14 protein-coding genes are annotated in these 17,903 nt (G+C 63.2%); 6 read left to right on the forward strand and 8 right to left on the reverse strand.

From position 1 onward, the window contains the following. Position 1: 1 nt before the first annotated feature. From ACIQTZ_RS20710 to ACIQTZ_RS20725, 4 genes are all read left to right on the forward strand, one after another. Positions 2-1,849 (forward strand): FG-GAP repeat domain-containing protein, encoded by a 1,848-nt coding sequence (locus tag ACIQTZ_RS20710; RefSeq protein ID WP_402983539.1) that lies wholly within the window; start codon positions 2-4, stop codon positions 1,847-1,849. A gap of 65 nt (positions 1,850-1,914) precedes the next feature. Continuing rightward, positions 1,915-3,204 (forward strand): FG-GAP repeat domain-containing protein, encoded by a 1,290-nt coding sequence (locus ACIQTZ_RS20715; protein WP_402983542.1) that lies wholly within the window; start codon positions 1,915-1,917, stop codon positions 3,202-3,204. A 286-nt stretch (positions 3,205-3,490) separates the two neighbouring features. Further along, positions 3,491-4,555 carry an FG-GAP-like repeat-containing protein gene (locus ACIQTZ_RS20720; RefSeq protein ID WP_402983545.1) on the forward strand — a complete coding sequence of 355 codons (1,065 nt, stop codon included), beginning with the start codon at positions 3,491-3,493 and terminating at the stop codon, positions 4,553-4,555. Between the two features lie 77 nt (positions 4,556-4,632). Further along, positions 4,633-5,856, forward strand: coding sequence for an FG-GAP repeat domain-containing protein (locus ACIQTZ_RS20725; protein WP_402983548.1), 1,224 nt, complete (start codon positions 4,633-4,635; stop codon positions 5,854-5,856). A 5-nt stretch (positions 5,857-5,861) separates the two neighbouring features. Here ACIQTZ_RS20725 and ACIQTZ_RS20730 read toward each other — a convergent pair whose 3' ends face one another. Further along, the gene (locus ACIQTZ_RS20730) at positions 5,862-7,166 is read right to left on the reverse strand and encodes an MFS transporter (RefSeq protein WP_402983551.1); all 1,305 of its coding nucleotides are present in this window, start codon (positions 7,164-7,166) and stop codon (positions 5,862-5,864) included. A gap of 156 nt (positions 7,167-7,322) precedes the next feature. On the opposite strand from ACIQTZ_RS20730, the gene rraA reads away from it, so the two are divergent. Further along, positions 7,323-7,796 (forward strand): ribonuclease E activity regulator RraA, encoded by a 474-nt coding sequence (gene rraA / locus ACIQTZ_RS20735; protein ID WP_402983554.1) that lies wholly within the window; start codon positions 7,323-7,325, stop codon positions 7,794-7,796. Between the two features lie 131 nt (positions 7,797-7,927). After that, complete coding sequence (locus ACIQTZ_RS20740) at positions 7,928-9,580, forward strand: MDR family MFS transporter (RefSeq protein ID WP_402947929.1); 1,653 nt, start codon at positions 7,928-7,930, stop codon at positions 9,578-9,580. A 206-nt stretch (positions 9,581-9,786) separates the two neighbouring features. Here ACIQTZ_RS20740 and ACIQTZ_RS20745 read toward each other — a convergent pair whose 3' ends face one another. The 7 genes from ACIQTZ_RS20745 to ACIQTZ_RS20775 form a co-directional block, all read right to left on the reverse strand. Then, positions 9,787-11,235, reverse strand: a complete 1,449-nt coding sequence (locus ACIQTZ_RS20745) for an aromatic amino acid lyase (RefSeq protein WP_402983557.1) — start codon at positions 11,233-11,235, stop codon at positions 9,787-9,789. Between the two features lie 374 nt (positions 11,236-11,609). Beyond that, complete coding sequence (locus ACIQTZ_RS20750; protein WP_402983560.1) at positions 11,610-13,388, reverse strand: urocanate hydratase; 1,779 nt, start codon at positions 13,386-13,388, stop codon at positions 11,610-11,612. A 46-nt stretch (positions 13,389-13,434) separates the two neighbouring features. After that, a complete protein-coding gene (locus ACIQTZ_RS20755) occupies positions 13,435-14,349 on the reverse strand; it encodes an ABC transporter substrate-binding protein (protein WP_402983563.1) in 915 nt (304 codons plus the stop codon). A gap of 78 nt (positions 14,350-14,427) precedes the next feature. Next, entirely contained in the window at positions 14,428-15,180 is a 753-nt protein-coding gene (locus tag ACIQTZ_RS20760; protein ID WP_402983566.1) for an ABC transporter permease, read from the reverse strand. Further along, positions 15,141-15,791 carry an ABC transporter permease gene (locus tag ACIQTZ_RS20765; RefSeq protein WP_402983569.1) on the reverse strand — a complete coding sequence of 217 codons (651 nt, stop codon included), beginning with the start codon at positions 15,789-15,791 and terminating at the stop codon, positions 15,141-15,143. The genes ACIQTZ_RS20760 and ACIQTZ_RS20765 overlap by 40 nt, the downstream gene beginning before the upstream one ends. Beyond that, complete coding sequence (locus ACIQTZ_RS20770; RefSeq protein ID WP_402983572.1) at positions 15,788-16,894, reverse strand: ABC transporter ATP-binding protein; 1,107 nt, start codon at positions 16,892-16,894, stop codon at positions 15,788-15,790. The genes ACIQTZ_RS20765 and ACIQTZ_RS20770 overlap by 4 nt, the downstream gene beginning before the upstream one ends. Beyond that, entirely contained in the window at positions 16,891-17,574 is a 684-nt protein-coding gene (locus ACIQTZ_RS20775) for an IclR family transcriptional regulator (protein ID WP_402983575.1), read from the reverse strand. The genes ACIQTZ_RS20770 and ACIQTZ_RS20775 overlap by 4 nt, the downstream gene beginning before the upstream one ends. Positions 17,575-17,903: the final 329 nt, after the last annotated feature.

Genomic DNA, 17,903 nt, shown 5'->3' on the forward strand with positions numbered 1-17,903 from the left:
CTTGACCACTACCCAAGCTGCGGGCCACCGGCACCGGCCTGTTCTGCTTCGCGCTCTTTCCGCCCTGATGGGACTCGCCCTGGCTGGCGTCGTGCTGGCCTCCGGACACCTCGTGGCAGCGGAACCAGCTTCCGCGGCGGAACCACAAGCTCCAAAGCTGACGTGGGTTCAACGCTTGTCTGCCGCTACGGTTGCCCCGGGAGCCAAAGTACAACTCACGTTCAAATTGGCCGAACGGGCGCAACGCGTCGAATTCAATTACAGGGACGAGTCCCGGGTCACGGAACACAAGGTTGTGTGGACGGGAACGCCCGCAGCGGGGCCGCTGACCGCCAGCGCAACCCTGACGCTGCCCGCCGACGTGTTCCACGGGTCCCATACTCTTCAAAGCGTCTTCGTCACGTACGGCGACGGTGAATGGCGGCGGGAGGTGACCTACTTCCGCGGGAGCACCGATACTTATCCATTCCCCGTCGCTTGGGAATCGCTGGATTTTGCGGTGAACAATCCCACCAGAATGCTGGCCCCGAACTCCGCCGAGACGCCGCCATCGCTCACCATTGGAGAATCAAGCTACACCTCGCCACAGTATGAAGTCCGCTACGGCACTTGGGCCGCACCGCCGTCGAACTACGATTACGAGTGGTTCCGCGACGGCGTTCGCGACAACTCCGGGGGGTTTGAAGTCCCCCGAAGCGTTGCCGGAACGGGTTCGGGCCTGACTCTCAAGCTGACAGCACTCGCAGCCGGGCATCTGCCGGAAACGGTCGAAACCAAGCCGTTCTACCTGGTCAGCGCTTCGAATCCTGTGGTCTCGGGAAACCCAGTGGTCAAAGGCACCGTAAAAGCCAGTTTTGACGCCTCCACGATCAAGGGCCTTCCTGCCGGAGCCAAACCGACATTCAGTTATCAATGGCTCCTGAACAACACGGAGCCTATCCCAGGCGCCACGGGAGCCACCTACTCCCCGAGGCCGTCGGACGCAGGGAAACCACTCGGCGTCGCGGTCATCATTCGTTACGCAGGCAGCATTGTCGGCCTCCTGACCAGCCCCGGTTCTTCAATCGTGGTCAAATACCACTCCATGCTCCGCGACTTCGATGGTGACTCCAGGCCCGACGTCCTGACAAGACAGCCGAACGGCACGCTGACGCTCTTCTCCGGCGGCACCTACGGCACGTTTACCGGCGGCAGCAAGGATGTCGGATGGGGATGGGCCAACTTCACGGCGCTGCTGTCTCCCGGTGACTTCGACAGTGACGGAAACATGGACGTCATGGCCCGGGACAAGTCCGGACAATTATGGCTTTACCGCGGCAACGGAAAAGGTGGCTGGCTTGGCTCTTCCGTGGTTGGAACGGGTTGGGCAGGTTTCACGGAAATCATCCCTGCCAGCGACTTCAATGGTGACGGGACCAGCGATGTCCTTGCCCGGGACACGCAGGGACGTCTTTTCCTCTTCCCCGGCAATGGCCGTGGCGGCTGGCTGCCTTCCTCGCAGGTGGGACAGGGCTGGAATGGTTTCAACAGGGTCTTCAGCCCGGGTGACTTCAGCGGCGATGGCGTCTCCGACCTACTGGCCCGCGGCACCGACGGCAGTCTCCATGCGTACTACCCCAACGGCACGGGCGGTTGGGCGGGGTCCAGGACGGTGAGGGGCAACTACTCCTCAAGCCTCTACATGGGTGGCTTGGGCGGCTTCAACACCTCGGACCCGTACAACTACTTCTTCAGCGTCACGGACCAAGGTGTGTTCAGGACAGAGCAAATGGGCTCCGAACTTTATAACTACTACCGCCTAACGCAAGATCCCGGCAGCGGTTGGGGCTACCTGACGGCAGTGTTCTGATCTTGCCTGAGTACACGAATTCAGATCAATCCGCCGGTCAAAAGCCCGGCTTGAATGGGGGAATCATGGGGAGCACTCCTCTGCACCGGGTGCGCAGTTGGCTGGCCTCAGTTGTAGCCGGCATCGTCCTGCTCGGAGGGCTGGGCCTCGCCCCGGCAGCGCACGCCGATGACGCGTTCGCTCCGGTTCCTGTGTCTGTATCGACAACGCCGGAATCAATCGGGGCCGGCGGGCAGGCAACGTCACGGGTCACGTTCGAGACATCCGTTCCGATCAGCGACTTCTACGTCTTCTTCAGGAACACCGTCACAGGCGAATGGCACCGGGGGCTGACGCAGGGTGCGTTCAATCAGGCCGACTCCACGTACTCCTTCAACGTGGTGTTTCCACCATCTGACACAGCACCGGGTACCTACAGAGCCGAGTTTCTGCAGTTCACCAACTCCGCGGGCCAAGAGTTCGGATACCTGAGGGACGGATCCCTTGTCCATAATCCGGGGGCGGTTCCGACATCCGGGACCTTGGCTGTCTCCCTGGCAGGCCTGGACTTTAACTACAACACTCCGTTCGACATCGACCGCCCGCATACGAGCGGCTTCTACCGGCCATATCTGCTGGCAACCCCTTACAGCATGAGCTTGTTCGTCCGCCTGTCCGACGGCCGCCTTGGGCTCTACCCCACCGACGGGAAAGCGACCTGGTTGCAGGCCGGCCAGGTAGGAACCGGTTGGCAAATCTTCAACACCATGCTGGCCGCTGGCGACTTCAACGGAGATGGCGAGAACGACGTCATTACACGCGACAGCGCGGGCTCCTTGTTCCTCTACCCCGCGAATGGCCAAGGCGGTTGGTATCCCCGGCAGCAGATCGGCTGGGGCTGGGGCATCTTCAGCAGCATTTTCGCCGCCGGAGACTTCAACGGCGACGGCCACAATGACTTGCTCGCCCGCAAGACCAACGGAGAGCTGGTGCTCTACCCGGGCAACGGCCGCGGCGGCTTCCTGGCATCCTCCACCGTGGGTTGGGGATGGAACGGCATGACGTCGATCTTCTCTCCCGGCGATTTCGACGGCGACCGCAAGCCTGACGTCCTGGCGCGCGACAGTGCCGGCAACCTGGTCTTCTATGGCGGCAACGGCGCGGGCGGCTGGACTTCCAGCCGGGTCATTGGCCAAGGCTGGAACGCCATTGCCAAACTCGGCGGGGCCGGCGACTTCGACGGCGACGGCGCCAACGACGTGTGGGGCATCGACACCTCCGGCCAGATGCGCATGTACTACGGCAACGGATCAGGCGGCTGGAAGAGCTTTGGCGTTGTTGGTTGGGGCTGGGGCGGCTTCAACTCAGTTTTCTAGGCTCCAACATGCAATGGATCCGCCCAACGCCGGGCGGATCCGACATTTCACTATCCGCACCGGCTCGTGCAGCTGGATCCTGAATGGGGGAAATCCTGTGGGCTTTCTTGCTACCTCGCACTCGCCGTCGACCGGCCATCGGCAGCGTTTCGTTTCATTCCTGACGACTGCAGCCATCGCCGGTGCGGCCGGTCTGGTTGCAGTCCCAGCGGCCTCCGCCGACGCAAGCCCAGCACTCTCACGTGCTCATGCCGCGCCCGCCCTGGTTCCGGCACGACAGGTGTACATGGGCCAGCCGAAGCTTAATGGCGATCCGACCGTCGGAGGCCTCCTGAAGGCAGAGCTCGGCGGCTACGCCCCGTTCGTCATACCCGAGGGCGGGACGCCAAGCTTCAGTTATGTTTGGACGCGTGACGGCCAGGTCATCCCCGGGGCCACCGCTTCGACGTACCGGGCCACGCAAACGGACTTGGGGCGTGTGATCGCTGTTTCAGTCACGGTGTCCTACGACTCCGAATCCAAGCTGACCCTTCAGGCCGACTACCCACTCCGGATTGCCGCCAAGCCGCGGGCACGAGGTTTCGACGGGGACGGGACACATGACCTCTTTGCCCGTGACAGCGCCGGAAGGCTCCTGCTCTACCCCACTGATGGTCGGGGCAACTGGCGCCCGGCCCAGGTGCTGGGAACGGGGTGGAATGTCTTCAACACGCTTTTCTCACCTGGCGACTTCGACGGCGACGGCACGGTGGATGTTATCGGTCGTGACGGACAGGGCCGGTTGTTCCTCTACCAAGGGAACGGCACGGGCGGCTGGAAGAAGGCGTTCCAGATTGGCCAGGGCTGGCAGGATTTCCGGACCATCTCGGCGGCCGGCGACTTCAACGGAGACGGCAACAACGACATCATTGCCGTCGACCGCTGGTACCAAGCAATCCTTTACCCGGGAAACGGGCGCGGTGGCTGGCTCCAGCCGTACGGAGTGGACACTTACTGGATCAATAGGGATGCCGTTTTCACCGTTGGACATTTCGGTGGTACGAACAAGCTCGGGATTGTCTCCCGAGACATCCACGGACACCTGACACTGCACGAGACCACTCGCAGCGGCTGGTTTGATACCCAGAGCAGCGGCATTGGGTGGGGGTTCAACGGTTTTCCATTCGTGGGCTCTGGCGGCGACTTCAACGGTGATGGCAACGTCGACGTGTTCAGCGTCGACACTTCGGGTCGTCTGACCATGTATTACGGCAAGGGGGCGGACTACCTGGCCAGCAGCCAGCCGTGGATCCGCTGGAGCGGCCAATCCGTCGTCGGTTGGGGCTGGGGTGGCTTCACCGCCGTCTTCTAAGCGCGATCCGCCTTTGCCTCTGGCCGTTCTGCCCACTCTCGCATCGCCCCTACGGGCCTCTTTCCACAGGAAAACACGTGAACTCTCTTGCCGTTGAGCGCTCCAAGGCGCCGCGCCGCCGTCGTCCTTTATCAACCATTGCTGCTGCAGCGCTGACCTGCGGTCTCCTGGCATCAGGGCTACCCGCACAAGCGGCAGCTCCAACCGTTGCCGCACCCATGCGTCAGGTCTATATGGCACCGCCGGAACTGACCGGCGAGCCAGCGGTCGGAGGGCTGCTCAAGGCCGACCTCAGCTGGACCACCCCGATGGTGGTTCCTGAGGGTGGCTCTCCATCGCTTGCTTTCCAATGGACGCGGGACGGCCAAGTTATTCCTGGAGCGACGGGTCAAACGTACCGTGCGACCATGGCGGACTATGGTCGCGTCGTTACAGCCGTCGTGACTGTCACTTACGACGCGGACTCAACGCTCACCCTGCAAGCGCGCGAATCACTGCGAATCGCCGCAAAGCCGCGTGCCCGTGGATTCAATGCGGACAACACCATGGATATTTTCGCCCGGGACTCCGCGGGACGCCTGCTGCTCTACCCGACGGATGGCCGGGGACACTGGCAAACTGCCCAGGTCATCGGGACCGGCTGGAACACTTTCAACCACCTTTTCTCTCCGGGAGACTTTGACGGCGACGGCACCGTGGACGTCATGGGACGCGACGCCCAAGGTCGTTTGTTCCTCTATCAGGGGAACGGCGCCGGCGGTTGGAAGAAGGCGATCCAAGTCGGGCAGGGCTGGCAGGGATTCACGGCGATTTCCGGTGCCGGGGACTTCAACGGCGACGGCACCAACGATCTCATCGCCAAGGACAGTTCCAGCAACCTCGTCCTTTATCCGGGAAATGGGCGGGGCGGGTGGCTGCCGTCCTACACCATCGGCTGGGGCTGGGGCCGGTTCGACTCCATCTTCAGCGTGGGGCACTTCCAGGGCCGCAGCGATCTTGCGGTGGCAGCCCGCGGCCCTTACGGCAACCTCAACGTCTTTGAAACTCCCAGGGACGGCTGGTTCGAACGATTTGCCGGGGTCAGCGTCGGATGGGGCTGGGAAGCCCTGACCACCATAGGCTCCGGCGGTGACTTCAACGGGGACGAGAACATCGACGTGTTCGCCATAGACAGGAGCGGCAGTCTCAATATGTACTACGGAAATGGCGCGGACTACCTGGCCAACGGCCTGCCTGGTGGCTACTGGAAGGGCCAGGAAACAGTCGGTTGGGGCTGGGGCGGCTTCACCGCCGTGTTCTAAACCAACTACGCGACGCTCTTGATCTTCACCACGAACACCGCGCCCAAAAGCCCGATGACGGCGGCGGCTATGTACAGCGAGACGTAGCCGCCCCAGTAGGCAACAAACGGGAACGCAATGCTCGGCGCGATCACCTGCGGCAGCGAGTTCGCGATGTTGATGACCCCCAGGTCCTTTCCACGGTCCAATGCCGTGGGGAGGACCTGGGTGATTAAGGCGAAATCCACGGCCAAGTAGGCGCCGAATCCAATCCCGAGGACAATCGCTCCGGCCAGCGCACCGATCCAGGTCGGTGCAAAGGCGAGAATCAGCGACGCCACTGCGATGATCGCGGACGAGGCGATAACCAAGGGCTTGCGCTTGCCCATCCGATCGCTCAACCGGCCGCCGAGCACGCTCGTGATGATCACCGCCACAGCGTATAGCCCCGTCAGGATCAGGACGCCGAAAGCAGGATCAATGCCCTCGGTCTCCTTCAGGTGCACGGCGTCACTGAGGAAAAAGAGCAGATACAGCGTGACCATATGGTTGCCCGTGCTCACTAAAAGCCGCGTAAGCCAAGCCCAGCTGAAATCCGGGAAGCGCTTCGGCGACACCCAGAAGCCCCTGAGGAAAGCGCCGATTCTGAACGGCGGCCGGTCCTGTGCGGCGAGGGGCTCGTCGTCGCTTTTAAAGAGGTAAAGCACGACGCCGGCGAGCAGCGCCGCCGCGCACAGCCAGTAGCCGAGCCCGAAGTTTCCAGCAACGACGGCGGCAATCACCGCGCCGACCAGGATGCCCACCGTTTGCCCCATGGCGGCAAGTCCGCCGACGGTACCGCGCTGCGCCACCGGGACGCGATCCGGGACGGCTGCCGTGATGGCGGCATACATTCCATTGGCACCGGCCTGGACCAGGCACCAGAGCACGGTCATGACCGCGACATTGGGGGCGCCGGCCAGTGCCACGAGGGCCACTGCGCCAAGGATCGCTCCCATGAGGACCCATGGCACCCGGCGGCCGTACTTCGACGTGGTGCGGTCGCTGAAGGCACCGAACAAGGGATTGGCCACCATTGAAACGGCTGCGCCACAGCCCGTCACCAGCGCAAGGATGGCTTCCTTCTGGCCGTCGTCAAAATGTGCCGCCTGTTGGCCCAGGAGCACTTGGAGGGGGCCGAAGAAGGCCGCGTTGATGCCGAGGTTGACCAGCACTACGCCGGTTACCCACAGCGAGCGGACACGTTGTACCGGCTCGGCGAGTGCCGTCGTCGTGTTGGCGCGTACCACGGCCGGATCAGGGACCGGCCCAGGCAGGTCGGACAGGCTCATGGCAGGTTCCCCCTAGGTCTGGATGCTTGGATTCAGCCTAGCGCGGCGACCGCTTACCTAACCCTTTGTGGCGGCCTTATCCACATAGCGTGGACAGGCCGTGCGGGGCTCTGGAGGCGGGCCTTAGTGTGGTCTCAAACCCTAAAGGAGAAGCCCATGAGCGAGCATGTAAACACCGCCGACCTCTACGACGAACGCGGAGAGGAACTTGAGTCGATCTCAGTGCAATTCCAGAATCTCGGCGGACAGTCCCATTTCAGCGGCCCAGTACGAACGGTGCGGTGCTTCGAAGACAATGCCTTGGTGAAGACCATCCTGAACACCCCGGGCGAGGGAGCCGTCCTGGTGGTGGACGGACACTCCTCGCTGCGCACCGCACTCATGGGGGACATGATCGCCGAGAGCGCCGTGGCCAATGGATGGGCGGGCGTCATTATCAACGGCGCTATCCGGGACCGGGTGGCCTTGGGGCGATTGCCGCTTGGTGTCAAAGCCTTGGGCAGCAACCCCAGGAAGAGCGCCAAGACAGGTATTGGTGAGGTTGATGTGGATCTGGTGATCGACCGCGTCCGGATCCAGCCCGGAGTCATGATCTACAGCGATCCGGACGGCATCCTCGTGGAACGGTGATGCATTGCCCGGACGTGATTTACGGGGAGTTCGAAAAAAGTTTGGTGACCCGGGAATCAAACAGGCATTAGGATAGTTACTGAAAGCAACTATCCTGCTTAAAACCCACGCCTGCCTCTCTTGGAGAAGATATGTCCAACTCTGCGCCCGTCCGGGCCGCCGGTGAGGTGCTGACGCATCGTCAGACACTCACCGTCATGGTGGGACTCATGCTCGGCATGTTCCTGTCCTCGCTGGACCAGACCATCGTGTCCACGTCCATCTACACCATTGCCAACGACCTCGACGGCTTGTCCCTCCAGGCGTGGGCCACCACCGCATACCTCATTACCTCCACGGTCAGCACTCCGCTGTACGGCAAGCTCAGCGACATCTTCGGTCGCCGCCCGCTGTACCTGGCTGCCATCCTGATCTTCCTCGCTGGCTCCCTGTACGCGGGATCCGTCCACTCCATGACCGAACTGGCGATCGCCCGCGGCGTCCAGGGCCTGGGCGCCGGTGGCCTGCTGGCTCTGGCGCTGACCATCATCGGCGACATTGTGGCGCTGAAGGACCGCGCCAAGTACCAGGGCTACTTCATGTCCGTCTTCGGCATCTCGTCCGTGCTGGGGCCCGTTATTGGTGGCGCCTTCGCCGGCGCCTCGAACATCCTGGGCTTCGACGGCTGGCGTTGGGTCTTCTTCATCAACCTCCCCATCGGCCTCGCAGCCCTGGTGGTTGTGTTCCTGTTCCTGCACCTGCCGGCCCGGCACGTGAAACAGAAGATCGACTACTGGGGCGCGGCGGCCATCACGCTCGCCATCGTTCCGCTCCTGCTTGTTGCTGAACAAGGCCGCGTGTGGGGCTGGACCTCGGGTGGTTCATGGCTTTGCTACGGACTCGGTGTCCTCGGCATCGTTGCCTTCCTTTTCGCAGAGAAGCGCGCCGGCGACTACGCCCTGATCCCGCTCCGCCTCTTCAAGAACGCGACCTTCGGGCTCTCCTCGCTGTTGAACTTCATCATCGGCATCGGCATGTTCGGCGCGATCGCCATGCTCCCCATGTACCTCCAACTGGTCAAGGGCCTCACGCCTACCGAAGCCGGCCTCATGATGATCACGTTCACCGTGGGCATCCTGTTCGGCTCCATCACGGCCGGTCGGACCATTTCGTCCTCGGGCGTCTACCGCGTCTTCCCGATTCTGGGCACCTTCACCCTGGCCGCAGCGGCAGTGGTCATGGGCCTGGTCTTGGGCGTCGACACCGGGCTTTGGGTCCCCGGCCTGATCGCCGTGTTCTTCGGTGTTGGCTTGGGCTTCTGCATGCAGCCGCTGACGCTCGCCATGCAGGTTTCCGTACCGCCGAAGGACATGGGCGTTGGCACCTCAACGGCCGCGTTCTTCCGTTCCATGGGTGGAGCCGTGGGCACCGCAGTGTTCATCTCCATGCTGTTCAGCCTTGCCGCGGACAAGATCGCGGACGGCATGAAGACCGCCTCTTCCAGCCCGGACTACCAGGCCGTGCTGAAGGATCCGGCTGTGGCCGCCGATCCCGCAAACGCCAAGCTGTTCGACTTCTTCAAGAACGGCGCCACCAACGATTCCCTTAACGACACCAGTTGGCTGCACGCGGCCAACAGCACGCTGACCCGCCCCATCACCGAAGGCTTCGCACAGGCCATTGACACCGTGATGCTTACCGCGGCGGGCCTGATGGTCATCGCGTTCCTGATCAGCTTCGCGTTGCCTAACAAGAAGCTCACCGACCCCAAGTCGGCGGCGAAGGAATCCGTGGCAGCGCACTAACTCAGCGCAACAGGGCAGCAGCTCGCAATAAAGAACGGCAGGCAGTCTGTGGACTGCCTGCCGTTCCTGTGTTCAGCGCAGGATGGCGACTGGGCGGTCCCGGCGCCAACTCACTGCCGCACGGGACCCAACTACCAAGCAGGGCCGCATTGGACCCAGCAACCATGCTTGGCTGGCCCACGCCGGTATCCGCGAGGGCACTGTGGTCAGCCTTCCCCGATCAAACGGATGGCCTGCTCCAGATCTCCCCGAAGGTCGCGATCGCCCATCCCCGCCGGCAATTCAAACCCTGCGGTGAGGAGGTTCCGCAGCATGCTGTTCGGGAAGTCTTGCGGTACCTTGCCTTGTTGCCGCAGCGCCCGGACAACACAAACAAGTTCGACGCCGGTTACGGTCGCCAGGGCGTCGACCGTGGACGTCAGCTGTGCGGCAGCAAGGCTTGCGAAGCTGGCATCCTCCTCCGCGCCCAGAGACAAAACGACCGTCTGGAGACTGGCCGGTTGGGCGTTGGCACGGATCCTGCCGACGGCTGCTGCCGCCACATACTCGAGCATCATGACGCCTGACTGGCCGGAGCCGTCTTCGGCCAGGAACGGATGCAGGCCGGTGTAAGAGGGATCGCACAGGAGGTCGATCCGGCGCAGGTGGGTGGCGCAGGCAGCTCCGATGGCCAGGTTCAGGGTGTCCAGCCGACGGGCGAGGTTGGTCATCTGGAACAGCCCATGATGGGCAACATCGTTACTGCCGTCGCCCTGCGATCCATGGACCAGCGGATTCTCGTTCCCGGCCACCACTAGCCGCTCAAGCAATGCACCCAGAGCATGGAGCTCCTCGGCCTGGGAACCGAAGATCTGCGGCAAGGTCCGCAGGCAATACGGGTCTTGGATCCGCGCCGGTTCGCCCACCGTTCCCTCAACAAGGGCACGCAAGGTGTTTGCCGCCGTCGTAATCGATGCACTGTCGGCTGCCGCTGCTACGGCGGGGCTCAACGCTTCGGTGTTTCCTGACATTGCGACGAAGGACAGGCCCGCTACTGCCATGGCGTTGTCCAACAACCGTGCCACCTTCTGGTGGGCCAGGACTGCTTGGGCAATGGTCAGGGCACTGGAGCTGATGAAGGGAAGGGCGTCCGAAGTGGCCCACGTTTCCAGCACAAAGGGAACCGCGCCGCCGCCCAGGGGTATGCGTTCCCCAAGCATGGTGAGTGCAGTTCCCGCGAGGGCGGGGAGGTCGGCTGTTCCAATGCCACCGAATTCCCGCACTTCAGGAACCGCATCCGCGTTGATCATGCCTGCCAAGGCCTCGGCGATGACAGGACTGATTCCCGAGCCGCCGGCGGCCAGCTGGGACAGCCGGATGACCATCATGGCCCGGGCCGTCCTGCGGTCAAGTGGGTTGCCGGCGTCAACGGCGTGGCTCCGCAGAAGCTTGAGGCCGTGGGTGTCCGCATCCCCGGACTCGGCCAAGGCAACTGTCTTGTTTGCTCCCACTCCCGTGGAACGTCCGTACACGGGACGCCGGGAAGCAGTGGCCACAGCCGAAGCCTGTGATGCATCGATGCGTTCCAAAGCCTCGGCAGCCAGGCCAACGGAAGCTCCGTCGGCAACCGCCACGATTTCCGCGAGAGTCAGGTTCCTGCCGTCGATCTCAATCATGGACCGATCCTTTCATTTCCCAACTGACTGTCAGTTGTGGTTGCTATGAAGGCTCGAAACAACCACAACTGCGAGTCAGTCGGTTTCCGGAGCGAAGCGGATAGGGTTCCAGGGCGCAGAAACCGGCCGGGCGGCTACCCGTGGGCAAGCGGCCGTGTCGGCCCCGAGGCCGAACCCGGTCTGCACTCTTCCGCCATGCGCAGCTCTGCTCTGGGCAGTTCCGGCCTGCACAGACCCGGTCTGCGCCGAACCAGCCTGGGCAGTTCCGGCCTGCACAGATCCCGTCTGCGCAGTTCCGGCCTGGGCATTCCCTGCCTCTTCCGGGCCCGGGTCTTGGCCGACCAGCAAGTCTTGGGGGCTCGTGGACACGGTCATTATTCGGTCTCCGGATCCGTGCCGGTAGCGGCCTGAGCCTGCGAAGGCTGGGAGCCAGCGGTTTCCATGGGGATGCGGACGCCGCGTTCGTGGGCGACGTCGATGGCGCGGTCGTAGCCGGCGTCGGCGTGGCGGATGACGCCCATTCCGGGGTCGTTGGTCAGCAGCGCTGTCAGTTTCGCTGCGGCCAGGTCGGTGCCGTCGGCCACGGAGACCTGTCCGGTGTGGATGGACCGGCCGATTCCGACGCCGCCGCCGTGGTGGATGGACACCCAGGTAGCACCCGAGGACGCGGCGGTGAGGGCGTTCAGGAGCGGCCAGTCAGCGATCGCGTCCGAACCGTCCTTCATCGCTTCGGTTTCACGGTACGGGGACGCGACCGAACCCGAATCCAGGTGGTCACGACCGATCACGATCGGGGCCTTGACCTTGCCCTCGGCAACGAGCTTGTTGAACAACAGCCCGGCCTGGTGCCGCTCGCCGTACCCGAGCCAGCAAATCCGTGCCGGCAGGCCCTCGAACTCCACCCGCTCGGCCGCGGCATCGATCCACTTGTGCAGGTGCTTGTTCTCCGGGAAGAGTTCCTTGATCGCCTCATCCGTGACGCGGATGTCCTCCGGGTCACCGGAGAGCGCCACCCACCGGAACGGGCCCAGGCCCTCGCAGAACAACGGACGGATATAGGCCGGGACGAAGCCGGGGAACTCGAACGCCCGGTCATACCCGCCCTTGCGGGCCTCATCCCGGATCGAGTTGCCGTAATCGAAGACCTCGGCCCCGGCGTCCTGGAACTCCACCATCGCCTGCACGTGGCGGGCCATGGAGGCCTGGGCTTTCTTCGTGAACCCTTCCGGGTCCGCTGCGGCTTCGGTGTGCCACTCGGCCACGGTGATGCCCTCGGGCAGGTACGACAACGGATCATGGGCACTGGTCTGGTCCGTGACCACATCAATGGTCAGCTCGCCTGCCTTGTGGCGACGAAGCAGTTCGGGGAAGACCTCGGCGGCGTTACCCACATACCCGACCGACCAGCCACGGCGCTCGGCCTTGGCCTTGGTGACCTTGGCGATCGCGGTGTCCAGGTCCGTTTCGACCTCATCCAGGTAACGCTTCCCCGCACGGCGGCGCAGACGGGTCTCATCAACATCGATGATCAGGCACGCGCCGTCGTTCAGCGTCACCGCCAGGGGCTGGGCGCCGCCCATGCCACCACACCCACCAGTCAACGTCAGCGTCCCCGCCAACGGCCCCTCCGTGGAGCCCTCAGCCGAGGGGGCAGGGTGGCGTCCGTCGGCCTTGAGCTTCTCACCGACCGCGGCGAACGTCTCATACGTGCCCTGCAGGATGCCCTGCGTGCCGATGTAAATCCACGACCCGGCCGTCATCTGCCCGTACATCGTCAAACCCTCAGCCTCCAGGCGCCGGAACTCCGGCCACGTCGCCCAGTCCCCCACCAGGTTCGAGTTCGCCAGCAACACCCGCGGCGCCCACTCATTCGTGCGGAACACACCCACCGGCTTACCCGACTGCACCAGCAGGGTCTCGTCCTTCTCCATCGTTTCCAGGGTCCGGGTGATCGCATCAAACGCAGCCCACGAACGCACCGCACGACCCGTACCCCCATACACCACCAGGTCATCCGGACGCTCAGCAACCTCCGGATCCAGGTTATTCATCAACATACGCAACGGCGCCTCAGTCTGCCACGACTTAGCGGTCAGGGCGGTCCCTCGTGCGGCGCGAACCGGGCGGGCTCCTGTAGTGAAATCGGCAGTCATTCTCTTACTCCTCTAAAACAAACCTCTAAAAACCAACCGGGAGGGACTAGCCCAGGTTCTTGCTCTTCAGCCACTCCTTGGCGATCTCTCCGATGTCCTCGAACTTGGCAACACGACCGTTCATGGTGATGAGGTCATCGGTGGTCAGGGCCGCAGAGACCTTGTCCAACGTTTCCTTGACGGTGGCCGTGGACTTCTTCTGGTTGATCACAGGAACGATGTTCTCGGACAGGAAGAGGTTCTTGTTGTCCTCCAGGGCCACCAGGTTGTTGTCCTTAAGTGCGGGATCCGTGCTGAACAGGTCCGCCACCTGTACCTGGCCCGAAAGGAGGGCGTTCAGCGTCAGCGGCCCACCGGCGTCGAGCGCTGAAAATTCCTTGAACTCAAGGTTGTAGACGGACTTCAGGCCGGCCACTCCGTTGAGGCGGGTCTTCCACTCGGGCGGGCCGCCCAGGACCAGGTCCTTGGCCACGGGCTGGAGGTCTTCGATGGTCTTCAGCTTGTACTGGTCCGCGGTCTCCTTCTTGACGGCCAGGACGTCCTTGTCCTGCGCGTCGGAGGCTTCCAGGACTGCCAGTCCGGACGGGATCTTGGTGGTGAGTTCCTCGGCGACCTCGTCGGAGGAGACAGCTTTGGTGGCGGAATCGAGGTACTGGAGCAGGGCGCCGCCGTACTCCGGCATCAGGTCGATGGAACCGTCCTTGAGGGCCGGGATGGTGACCTCGCGGCTGCCGATGCTCGGCTTCTCGGTAACGGCCACGCCCTTGGCTTTCAGTGCCTCGGCGTAGATCTTTGCGATGAGCTGGCTCTCCGGGAAGTCGGCGGAACCAACAATGATGCTGTCTCCCGAGCCTCCTGCAGCAGCGGTGTTTGACGAGCTCAGCGGGTCTCCCCCGCCGCAACCGCTCAGGGTGATGGCGGCAACGGCCGCGAGGGTGAAACCGGTCAGGTACTTCTTCATGTCGACTCTCCTGGAAGGGCTCGCGCAGGGCATGCGGCGGCCAAGTGGGGGTAGGTGGAGATAGGAATGGGTTGGTGCTTAGACCGTGACGGGGGTCTTCACGGGCTCGGCCGCAACAGCCGATTTGATGGTCCGTCGGGTCAGTCCTGGTGAGACGACGCAGCGGGTAAGGAACGCGAGCAGCTGGTCGAAGAACAACGCCAGCAGGGCGACGAGCACCGCACCGGCGACCATTTGGCTGTAGTCGTTCTGTGCCTTGCCATCGATCAGCAGACGACCAAGGCCGCCGAGCGAAATGTATGCGGCGATGGTCGCCGTCGAGATGATCTGCAGCAGTGCACTGCGGATGCCGGACAGAACCAGCGGAAGCGAGCACGGAAGCTGGACATCCGTCAGGATCTTCATGGGCCGGAAACCCATGCCCCTGGCGGCGTCGACGGCGGCAGCATCTACCGCACGCACGCCGGCGTAGGTGTTGGTCAGGATAGGCGGAACTGCGAGCAGGATCAGGACGATGAGGCTCGGGAGGATGTAGCCCATGCGGGACGGGAAGGCCGGCGAAAGCAGCAACACCAGCAGGATCAGCAGTCCAACGCTGGGCAGGGCCCGCAGTGCGTTGGCCAGGCCCGCGATCATGAACACGCCCTTGCCGGTTACCCCGATGTAGATGCCCAAGGGGATGGCGATGATGGCAGCCACGGCCAACGCGATCAGGGAGTAAAGGAGGTGTTCGCCGATGAGGGTTGGGATGCCGTCGGCGCCGCTCCAATGCGAGGGGTCGAACAAGTAGTTCACGATGCCACCACCTTGGGGGTCCACGGTGTGAGCCACCGGTTGAGGAGAATGATCAGCGCATCCAGGACCATGGCCAGGACAACGCAGAGGATGATGCCGGCGATGATCGGGGTGAAGAAGCGGAGCTGGAAGCCCTGGGTGAAAAGCGATCCGAGCTGCGGAATACCGAGCAGCGCGGCCACCGAAACGAGGCTCACGTTGGACACGGCTGCGACGCGAAGGCCCGCCGAGATAACAGGCACGCCCACGGGAAGTTCCACTTTCACCAGGCTTTGGTAGCCGCGGTACCCCATGGCCTTCGCGGCCTGGACGGTGTCCTCGGGAACGGAATCCAGCGCATCCGCTACCACGCGGACCAACAGCGCCACGGTGTAGATGGTCAGTGCCGCCACGATGTTCAGCGGATCCAGGATCTTGGTGCCCAGGACCAGCGGCAGCAGCACGAACAGCGCCAGGGAAGGAACGGTGTACAGCAGGCCCGCAACGCCTACCAACAGCGGGTAGATCCTTCGACTGCGGTGCGCCCACCAGCCCAGGGGCAGTGCGATGAGCAAGCCCAGGATCAGCGGGATGACGGCGAGCAGGACATGCCAGCCGAGCAGGAAAACGATGTTGTCGAACTGGCGTCCGAGCCACTCAAAATTCATCGCGCCGTCTCCAGGTGTGGTTCAGCTTCGATCGCCTTGACGACGTCGGTCGCGGTCACGGTACCCAGCAGTTCACCTTGTTCATTGACCACCACGCCGCGGCGGCTCGGCGAGGAAAGGGCGGCGTCCAACAGTTGCCGCATGGTGCCCGAAACCACTGCCGGAATGCCGCTGAGGTTCAAGTGTTCGCGCTTCAACTCACCCGTGAACAGCTCCGGCTGGACCCATCCCAAAGGCTTCCTTCCGCCGTCGAGCACCAAGACCCATGCACCCGACGCCTTGGCGCGGGCCTCCTCCGCGGTAGCCCCGAGCTGGACCACGGACTCTTCGCCGATGGCCACGTTGCCGGCCGTCTTGGTGAATCCAAGGGAACGGTAGCCACGGTCGCGGCCAACGAAGTCGGCAACGAACTCGTCCGCCGGCGAGGTGAGCAGTTCGGACGGCGACGCCATCTGGGCCAGCTTTCCACCTACACGCATCACGGCAACCTGGTCGCCCAGTTTGAGCGCTTCGTCGATGTCGTGGGTGACCATGATGATCGTCTTGCCGATCTCACGCTGCAGCCGGAGGAATTCGTCCTGCAACTGCCCACGGACCACCGGGTCCACAGCACTGAACGGCTCATCCATCAACATGAACGCCGGGTCCGAAGCCAATGCGCGGGCCACACCGACGCGCTGCTGCTGGCCGCCGGAAAGCTGCCACGGGTAGCGCTTGGCGAAGCTGGCCGGGAGGCCAACACGTTCAATGAGTTCGAGCGCCTTGGTCCGCGCCTGCTGCCGGCTTGCTCCGAGGAGCAGGGGCATGGTGGCCACGTTGTCCACGATGGTCTTGTGCGGGAAGAGGCCGGCATGCTGGATGACGTAACCGATCCGGCGGCGGAGCAGCGCTGCGTCCATGCCGGATGTTGCTTCGTCGTCGAGGTAGATGGTGCCGCTGGTGGGTTCGATGAGGCGGTTGATCATCCGGAGGGACGTGGTCTTGCCGCAACCGGAAGGACCAACCAGGATGGTCAGCTTGCCGGTGGGAGCTTCCAGATTGAGGCCGTCGACGGCGACAGTGCCATCGGGGTAGGCCTTGGTGACATTTTCAAACTTGATCATTTTGCTTCCATGCTTTCCTGGGGTAGCTCAGAAATTTGGGTGTTCAGGGTGAGGATGCCGTCCGCTTCCTCCACCAGTTGCTGGCCGATCTTGAGGGCCTTCAGTTCGTCCACGCGGTAGCTGGGAGCAACGATGCTCAAGGAAGCCACCGTCCTTCCTCCCATGACCACGGGTGCGGCGATGGCTGTGACATCGTCTTCCACACCGCTGCGCACCACGGCAAATCCACGATCGGGCTGTTCACCCTTGAGGACATGGCCGGAAGCTGTACCTTCGAGCGGGATGCTCCGCCCGACCCAGCTGGAGTGCCTGATCGAATGGGTACCCTCAACGATCGCGATGTAGATTCCCGTGTCCCCCACCCCGGGAATGCTCAGATAGCAGGATTCGCCCGTCTCAGCGACCAGGTGCTTCATGGCGGGCGTGCACAAAGCAACCAGGGATTCCTTGCCGAGCGCGAGCGCGCCGAGCTGGATGATGGACGCGCCCGGGCGGAAATTCCCGTCGTCGTCGCGGGAGACGAAGCCGCTGCCTTCGAGCGTTCGGAGCAGTCGCAGCGCCGTGCTGGGCGACAGGTCCACGCCCCTCGCGGCGTCGCTCAGGGCGAGGGCGCCTTCCGAGCAAACCGCTGCCAACAGGGCCAGCGCCCGCTCTACCGTCCGGGTGGAAGAATCCGCCATCACATACCTTCGCTTCGTGGTCCCCATCACATTTGCTCTTGCCATTCAGTAAAAACCAATTTTCATTAAATGGCAATGGTCGATGAGTGACCCAGCTGAAGATGACGACGGCGTTACCCGACTTAGGCGCCCGCGCCGCCTGCCGCCGTCGGGAACTTGCGTTAAAGAAGTTCAATCAAAGGGCCACTTCAGACGTCATTTGCACCCGCATCGGGCCATGGATAGACCCTCAATGCTTCTTGGGTTCAGAAAGTGAATGCATGTCATGTCACCGCCTATGACTGGAAGTTGCCCGATATGACGTGCCACACTGTGTAGCGCGCGTGCAC

The sequence above is a fragment of the Paenarthrobacter sp. NPDC090520 genome (genome assembly GCF_044769205.1).
Lineage (GTDB): Bacteria > Actinomycetota > Actinomycetes > Actinomycetales > Micrococcaceae > Arthrobacter.